The sequence below is a fragment of the Mesorhizobium sp. M7A.F.Ca.CA.004.06.1.1 genome (genome assembly GCF_003999135.1).
Lineage (GTDB): Bacteria > Pseudomonadota > Alphaproteobacteria > Rhizobiales > Rhizobiaceae > Mesorhizobium.
Genome location: NZ_RZPQ01000244.1, coordinates 1 through 7470 on the forward strand (window position 1 = coordinate 1; position 7470 = coordinate 7470).

Annotated in this window: 8 protein-coding genes; 6 read left to right on the plus strand and 2 right to left on the minus strand. The window is 64.1% G+C overall.

Annotated features, from left to right (window positions below; all coding sequences use genetic code 11):
• Positions 1 to 177 precede the first annotated feature (177 nt).
• Genes EN906_RS16315 through EN906_RS16330 form a run of 4 tightly spaced genes read left to right on the plus strand, consistent with a single transcriptional unit; the run spans position 178 to position 4236 of the window.
• Positions 178 to 1725, plus strand: a complete 1548-nt coding sequence (locus tag EN906_RS16315) for a sugar ABC transporter ATP-binding protein (RefSeq protein ID WP_127270183.1) — start codon at positions 178 to 180, stop codon at positions 1723 to 1725.
• Positions 1722 to 2702, plus strand: a complete 981-nt coding sequence (locus tag EN906_RS16320) for an ABC transporter permease (protein WP_127270185.1) — start codon at positions 1722 to 1724, stop codon at positions 2700 to 2702. The genes EN906_RS16315 and EN906_RS16320 overlap by 4 nt, the downstream gene beginning before the upstream one ends.
• Positions 2699 to 3685: an ABC transporter permease gene (locus tag EN906_RS16325; protein WP_127271876.1), complete on the plus strand. Its 987-nt coding sequence runs from the start codon at positions 2699 to 2701 to the stop codon at positions 3683 to 3685. The genes EN906_RS16320 and EN906_RS16325 overlap by 4 nt, the downstream gene beginning before the upstream one ends.
• 2 nt (positions 3686 to 3687) lie before the next feature.
• Positions 3688 to 4236, plus strand: coding sequence for a gluconokinase (locus tag EN906_RS16330; RefSeq protein WP_127271875.1), 549 nt, complete (start codon positions 3688 to 3690; stop codon positions 4234 to 4236).
• Here the strand turns inward: EN906_RS16330 and EN906_RS16335 are convergent.
• Both EN906_RS16335 and EN906_RS16340 read right to left on the minus strand, forming a co-directional pair.
• Positions 4231 to 5382 (minus strand): hypothetical protein, encoded by a 1152-nt coding sequence (locus EN906_RS16335; protein ID WP_127271873.1) that lies wholly within the window; start codon positions 5380 to 5382, stop codon positions 4231 to 4233. The two genes, EN906_RS16330 and EN906_RS16335, sit on opposite strands and share 6 nt — an antisense overlap.
• A 172-nt stretch (positions 5383 to 5554) precedes the next feature.
• A complete protein-coding gene (locus tag EN906_RS16340; protein ID WP_127270227.1) occupies positions 5555 to 6460 on the minus strand; it encodes a LysR family transcriptional regulator in 906 nt (301 codons plus the stop codon).
• A 119-nt stretch (positions 6461 to 6579) separates the two neighbouring features.
• Here EN906_RS16340 and EN906_RS16345 point away from each other — a divergent pair, with 119 nt between their 5' ends.
• Positions 6580 to 7002, plus strand: a complete 423-nt coding sequence (locus tag EN906_RS16345) for a DoxX family protein (RefSeq protein ID WP_127270225.1) — start codon at positions 6580 to 6582, stop codon at positions 7000 to 7002.
• A 73-nt stretch (positions 7003 to 7075) separates the two neighbouring features.
• On the plus strand, positions 7076 to 7470 hold a 395-nt coding region (locus EN906_RS16350), incomplete at its 3' end, for an NAD(P)H-binding protein (RefSeq protein WP_245484271.1).

Sequence of the window (7470 nt, forward strand, 5' to 3'; positions counted from 1 at the left end):
AGGAATCCGACAATTTCTTCGTCGGCAATTCCTTCCCGACCTGCGGCATCAATTTCAGCGCCCAGGAAATCATGGGTCAGACCAAGGAAAACCAGTAAATCATCGCTGGCTGTCACCCGGCGCCGCGGCTTGAGCCGCGGCGCTTGTCTCAATTCCACAATCGCCCTGGGAGGGCCGATGGACGGTGCGGCTCCGCTCTTTCGTATGGAAGGCATATCCAAGCGCTATGGCGGTGTACGCGCGCTGGAGAAGGCCGAGCTTGTCGTCGAAGCCGGCAGCATCCACGCCATTCTCGGTGAAAACGGCGCCGGCAAGTCGACGCTGATCAAGGTCATGGCAGGTGTCGTGGCGCCCGATGAGGGCCGCATGACGCTGGACGGGCGCGAGGCGACCTTCGCTTCTCCGGGGGCCGCCAACAAGGCCGGCATCGTCTGCATCTTCCAGGAACTGTCGCTGGTCCCCGAGCTCAGCGTTGCCGACAACATCGTCATTTCCGACCCGCCCAAACGCTTCGGCATGATCGACCGCAAGGCGCAGCGCCGCATCGCCGAAGAAGCACTTGCTCGTGCCGGCGCCGCCGACATCCACCCGCTGGCGCTGGTCAAGGACCTACCGCTGTCGCGCCGGCAGATGGTCGAGATCGCCAAGGCATTGGCACGCAAGCCGCGCATCCTCATCCTCGACGAAGCGACCTCGGCGCTGACGGCAGCGGATGTCTCGAAGATCTTCGCAGTGCTCAAGCGGCTGCGCTCGGAAGGGCTGGCGCTGCTTTACATCTCGCACCGCATGAACGAGATCGCCGAACTGGCGGATCAGTGCACGGTGTTCCGCAACGGCCGCAATGTCGCCAGCTATCCAGCCGGCTCGAAGAGCGACAATGAGGTGGTCGAACTGATGATCGGCCGCGAATACAGCCATATCTTTCCGCCCAAGCCGGCGGCCGTGCCTGCCGCCGCGGCCCCCAGGCTCGAGGCCCGCAAGCTCTCATGGGCCGACCGGCTGCACGACATCTCGCTGACCGTCAGGGCAGGTGAGGTGGTCGGCCTTGGCGGCCTCGACGGCCAGGGCCAGCGCGAATTGCTGCTCGCCTTCTTCGGCGTGCTGCGGGGCCTCAGCGGCCAGATCCTGATCGACGGCAAGTCGGTCTCGATCACCAGCCCATCCGTTGCGCGCGACGACGGCATCGGCATGGCGCTGATTCCCGAGGACCGCAAGACCGAAGGGCTGATGCTGCCGATGACGGTGCGCGAGAACCTGTCCTTCGCGGCGCTCGACCGGCTGTCGAAAGCCGGCATCATCGACCGTGCCGCCGAGCAGCGGCTGATCGACGACATGGTAGGCCTCTTGGCGATCAAGACGGCGGGCCTCGACATTCCGGTCGGCGCGCTTTCGGGCGGCAACCAGCAGAAAGTGGTCATCGCCAAATGGCTGATGCGCCAGCCACGCATCATCCTGCTCAACGATCCGACGCGCGGCATCGACGTCGGCACCAAGCAGGAGCTGTACCAGCTGATGCGCAAACTGGCCGACGCGGGTGCTGCGATCCTGTTCTACTCGACCGACTATGATGAACTGATCGGCTGCTGCGATCGCGTGCTGGTGCTCTATGACGGGGCGGTCAAGCGCGAGCTGGTCGGTGCCGAGATCACCGAGCGGGCGCTGATATCAAGCGCGCTCAATATCCATGGCGAGGACAGCCCGGTGGGCCTGGGAGCAAGCGCGTGAAAGATTGGCGCTACTGGCTGGCCGAGCAGCGCGGAACTCTGCTGGCGCTCGGCATCTTCATCGTCATGTTCGTCATCTACACCTCGAACCATCCGGCGGGCTTCACCGCCAATGTCGTGCAGACGGCGTCGAACAAGGGCGTGCTGCTCGCCTTTGTCGCCATGGCGCAGACGCTGGTGGTGATCACCGCCGGCATCGACTTGTCCGTCGGTATGATCTTCCTGCTCACCAACTGCCTCGCCTCCTGGCTGGTGGTTGGCACGCCGATGCAGACGACGCTCGGTGTCATCGCCGTGCTGGCGGTGGGGCTGTTGTGCGGCGCGATCAACGGCGCCATCGTCATCTATGGCCGGCTGCAGCCGATTGTCGCCACCATTGCCACTGGCGCCGTCTATTACGGCATCGGCCTTTTGCTGCGGCCATTCCCTGGCGGCTCGGTCAATGAGGATCTGGCCGATGCGCTGACCGGCCGTGTGTTCGGCGTGGTGCCGGCGAGCCTGGTCGTCCTGCTGGCCATCGTGCTGGTGATCTGGGTGCCGTTCAGCCGCTCGGTGCTCGGCCGCGCGGCCTACGCGGCCGGCTCGTCGGAGACGGCGGCCTACATGTCCGGCGTGCCGATCCGGCGCGGCAAGTTCGCTGCCTACACGCTGGCCGGCCTGCTGGCGGCGATCGGCGGACTGTTCCTGACTTTCTTCACCTATACGGGCGAGGCGGCCTATGCCAGCGGCAACTCCTACACGCTGTTTTCGATCGCAGCCGTGGTGCTCGGCGGCGTCTCGCTGTTCGGCGGCAAGGGCAGCGCCATCGGCGCCATCTTCGGCGCGCTGGCCTTCCGCACCATCGGCGACCTGTTGTTCGTCTTCGATTTCGATCCGCTCTGGCAGCCGCTGTTCCAGGGCGTTATCCTGCTGGTCGCCGTCAGCCTCGGCGCCTTCGCCCTGTTTCGGGTCCGCAACCGGCTGGAGTGGTTCCTGTGAGCGAAACGACACTTGGCGGCATTGCCGGCCGCATGCCCAGATTCATCCGCCGCGCCGATCCGGCGGTGCTGACGGCCTTTGCCTGCATCGTTCTCTTGCTGTTCCTGGGCAGCCTCTATTCCAGAAGCTTCCTGTCGCCTGAATATCTTCTGCAGCAGCTCAAGGTGGCTTCGTTCCTCGGTGTCATCGCAACCGGCATGATGCTGGTCATCCTGCTCGGTCAGATCGACCTGTCGGTGCCATGGGCGGTGGCGGCGGGCGCCATGATGGCCTGCGCTGCGGCGGCGTACGGCCCGGTCGGCGTGGCGCTGGCCATTCCGTTCGGTATTTTCTGCGGCATGCTGATCGGCGTCGTCAACGGCATCGGCGTCGCCTATCTGCGCATCCCCTCGATGATCATCACATTGGCCACCAACGCTGTCGCGCAAGGGCTGATGGTGGTCTACACAGGCGGCTTCTCGCCGCAGGATTCGGCAACGGGCGCGATGCGCTACCTGGCGACCGGCTTCGCCATTCCGGGCGTGCCCAACGCGGTTATCATCTGGGCGCTGATCGGAGCCGCGATGGTGTTCGTGCTGACCCGTACCAGCTTCGGCCGCACCGTCTACGGCATCGGCAACCGCGAACGCGCGGCCTATCTCTCCGGCATCGATACGCGGCGCGTGGTGATGATCGCCTTCGCCGTCTCCGGCGGGCTCTCGGCTTTCGGCGGCGCGCTTCTGGCTGGCTATGCCTCCAAGGCGGCGCAGTCGATGGGCGACGCTTATCTGCTGCCGTCGATCGCCGCGGTGGTGCTTGGCGGCACCTCGATCCTGGGCGGACGCGGCTCTTATCTCGGCACTGTCGCCGGTGTCATCCTCATCACGCTGCTGCAGTCCATTCTGTCGGTCATGCAGATGCCGGAGGCGGGGCGGCAGATCATCTACGGCGTCGTCATTGTCGCCATGCTGTTGCTCTACGGCCGCGCGCCGGCAAGCCGCTGACCGTGGACGAAAAGGCAACACAGGCGCCAGCGGGCGCTCCCGGCTCGGTGCCTCCGGCCATCGTGGTGATGGGCGTCGCCGGCTGCGGCAAGTCGGCCGTCGGTATTGCGCTGGCGGCCGCTCTGGGCGTTGCCTTTATCGAGGGCGACAAGCTGCATCCGCCGGAAAACGTCGCACGCATGGCAAGCGGCGAACCGCTTACCGATCAACTGCGCGAAGGCTGGCTCAACGCGATCGGCGAGCGCATCGCGGAGTCGGTGGGCAGCGGACAGGGCGTGATTGCCGCCTGCTCGGCACTGAAGCGCAGCTACCGCGACCGGCTGAGCAGCTTCTGCCCGGAAATCGTCTTCCTCTATCTGGAGATCGACCCTGCCACGGCCAGGCAGCGTGTCGGCAGCCGCAAAGGCCATTTCATGCCGGCAAGCCTGGTCGACAGCCAGTTCGCCATCCTCGAGCCGCCGGTTGCGGAAGAGCGCGCCTTGACACTCGATGCCACACGTCCGGTCGGTGAGCTCGTCGCCGGCGCGGTCCGCCTGATACGCCGGTCATGAGCCTTCATCCATTCCGATGCCGGTGCTGTCCGGCGCCTCGGTCAGCCGCTGCCGGCGGGACCACGTCAGCATCTGCTCGGGGTAGAGCCTCAGCGCTTCCAGCAGGCGGTCGCGCTTGAGCAGGATGTAGTGCGCCTGCACAGCCATGTTCTTGGCGCCATCCCTGGCGGTGTCCTTCGCCGGGGTTACAGATGCCTCCGGCGTCAACTCGGGGCTGAGCACGGCGCGGTACTCGATGAAGGGAACCACTTCGAAGGTCGACATGGCAAACAGGGCGGTTCTGCCCCTGGCGGCAAAATTCGCCGGCGCCGAGGCGAGGTGCGTCCAGCCGCTTTCGCCCATGGCTGCCTCGGTGAAAGTCGTGCCGGCATGGACGGTGTTGGTCATCGTCACCACGCCATTCTGCTTCAGGATCTTCTTGATGCGGATGGTGACTTGGTAGGCATCGTCGCGATCAAAGGCGACCCGGCTTTTCAGGAACCGGTTTTCGACATTGACCAGCGGCGGGTTGAGGAAACGCAGGCCGAACGCGCTTTCGGAAATACCGTGGGTGTTGACGCTCACCTGATGCGCCTCGACACCGGCCTCGTATAGCGCGCGCTTGCCGATGATGGTCTGGGCGGTGAATTGATCGCACCAGAGGATGGCGCCGTGGCCGCGCTGCAAGGCCGACCGCAGCCCCTCCAGCCCCTCCAGCCGGATCGTCGGCGACCAGCGGCCAGCCACCAGATGTGCGGCAAGCTGCAGGCGGCGCCGATGGCGCGCCGCCAGCAATCCCTCGAACAGCTTGCGTGTATCGATGCCATCGCCAAGCACCGCGCGTGTCGCGGCCGCGTAGGCCGGGAATTCCTTGCGCATATGGCGCTTGAGGCGAAACCTCGATATGCGGCCGCAGATCGGCGCCCACCAGCGCACCGGCAGCGCCGCTGCCACCACGAGATAGAAGACGGACAGCAGGCCTTCCCGAAGGTCCTTGTTGGAAAAGCGGCGAAGCCGGCCGGGGTGAACCAGCTTGCGGCTGAAGAAGCGGACGTCCTCCGCCCGTTCCGGGACGAAGACGTCGGCGATGATTTCAGTGCGGAAACTGGCTGCCGATGGCAGCTTGCGGGCGGCCTTGCGGGATTTTGCGAACCACCACAGCCTCATCGGTCCAGCCCGTTCTTCGACCCCCGCTTTACTGCGTCGGCTTGGGACGTGCAAGGTCATGTCCGCGCTCAAGACTTCTGCAAATTTCGCTTGCCCTCTACCTGGGGGACAGGCGCGTGCAACGCGAGCTGGCGCCCGCGACGCCGGACCGCTGATCGCTGACCGGCAGTCGCTATTCCATATACGGCGTCAGCACATCTTCGATCCATTTCATGAATGCGCGGACTCGGCGCGACAGATTGCTCCGATGTGCGACGACGAGGGATACGGCGAGCGCCCGTCGACGAAAATCGGGTATGATCTCGATAAGCGCTCCACTCTCCAAGTATTGGCCAATGCCCAAAAGTGGCGCCTGAATCACACCAAGGCCGGCGAGGGCGGCGGCTTCGTAGGTCTGCGCGCTGTTGACGTGCAGCGCACCTGGCAACTGAAGCGTCGCGTAGCTGTCGCCGTCCGGATATTCCCATCCATAGGGTCTCGCGCCTAGCACCGTCGAAAAGTGAATTGTCCTATGTTCCTGACGCTGGAGATCTTCCAGCGACCGAGGGACGCCATGGCGCGCCAGATAGGCGGGGCTGGCAGCGTTGGCCATGCGCAACAGGCCCAACGGGCGGGCAATCAGCGTCTCGTCGCGAATGGGTCCAAGCCGCAATACACAATCGAACCCCTCTTGAACCAGATCGACTTGCCGATCCGTACTCGACACCTCCAGCTCCAATTGGGGGTGCGCCGCCATGAAATCCGGCAAGGCCGGCACGATCGTTGTGCGCGCCACTTCGGTCGGAAGGTCGACTCTCAAACGCCCGCGAAGTGCCACGCGATCGCCTGCGAACATCGAGTGCAGATCATCGACTTCAGCGAGCAGATCGCGGGCACGGGCATGAAATGCGCGTCCGTCTTCCGTCAACCGCACGCTGCGCGTCGTCCGGTGCAGGAGCCTGACACCGAGATCTTCTTCCAGCTTCCGGACCGCCGTTGAGGCTCTCCCCTTTTGGATGCCCAGGCTGTCGGCTGCGCGGGTGAAGCTCCCCATTTCCGCTACCGTTATGAAAATGAGGATGGGTTCGAGATTTTGCATTTTCGTTTCCCGGTATTGTTTTCCAAAAAGAGAACAGTCGGTTCATTTCCTCGGTGTTTATCACACCTGAGAGGCACAGTAAGCTTCGAATATGGGATCTCCCCATCGGAGAATGACAAGTGTCCGAAACTGTGAACCCGCATCAGACACCTGAAACTATGACCTTGCATCGCGCCCTGTGGGCCGGCCGGATAATGAGCGCGTTTGTCGTTATCGCTTTGATGACAGACGGCACTGTTCAGCTTTTCGCGCCGGCACGGGTCGCGAGCATGTTGCAGGAAACCGGGTTCGCGATGGATCTGACGCGCGTCGTGGGTCCGATCATCCTCGCCTGCGCCATCCTCTACGCCATCCCGGTCACCGCCGTCCTCGGCGCGATCCTGGTGACGGGCTTTTTGGGAGGTGCCATCTGCGCCCATCTCCGCATCGGTGAGTTGGGATCGCCGCCGGAAATCATTTCCCTGCTTCTGGGCGCGATGACCTGGGGCGGCCTCTATCTGCGCGATCCCCGTATCCGGGCCATTCTGCCGCTCATCCATTGAACCAACAGGGGCAGTTCTGTCCCTCAACATCAGGAGAAAACACATGTTCTTAGTAATGGGAATCACGGGAAACGTGGGCGGCGCGACGGCAAGGCATTTGCTAGCGCAAGGCAAAAAGGTGCGCGCGCTGGTCCGCGACCGCGAGAAGGCGTTGAGCTGGGCGAACCGGGGCGTGGAGCTGGTTGACGGCGATTGGAATGATTCGGCAGCCATCGAGCGGGCGCTCGAAGGCGTCGAAGGCGCGTTCGTCATGCTGCCTCCTGTCTGGGCGCCTTCGCCCGATTACAAGGAAGCAAAGGCCGTGATTGCAAGCTATGTCGAGGCGCTCACCAAGGCAGCGCCGCCGCGAGTGGTTGCGCTTTCGTCGATGGGCGCGAACAGAACCAGCGGGCACGGGGTGATCGCGGCCTTGTCCCTTCTGGAGCAAGGTTTTCGCGACCTGACATCGCCAGTTGCTTTTGTGCGCGC

Coding starts and splice junctions, on each gene's coding strand:
- EN906_RS16315 (WP_127270183.1), top strand. CDS start 178: ATGGACGGTGCGGCTCCGCTCTTTCGTATGGAAGGCATATCCAAGCGC.
- EN906_RS16335 (WP_127271873.1), bottom strand. CDS start 5,382: ATGAGGCTGTGGTGGTTCGCAAAATCCCGCAAGGCCGCCCGCAAGCTG.
- EN906_RS16340 (WP_127270227.1), bottom strand. CDS start 6,460: ATGCAAAATCTCGAACCCATCCTCATTTTCATAACGGTAGCGGAAATG.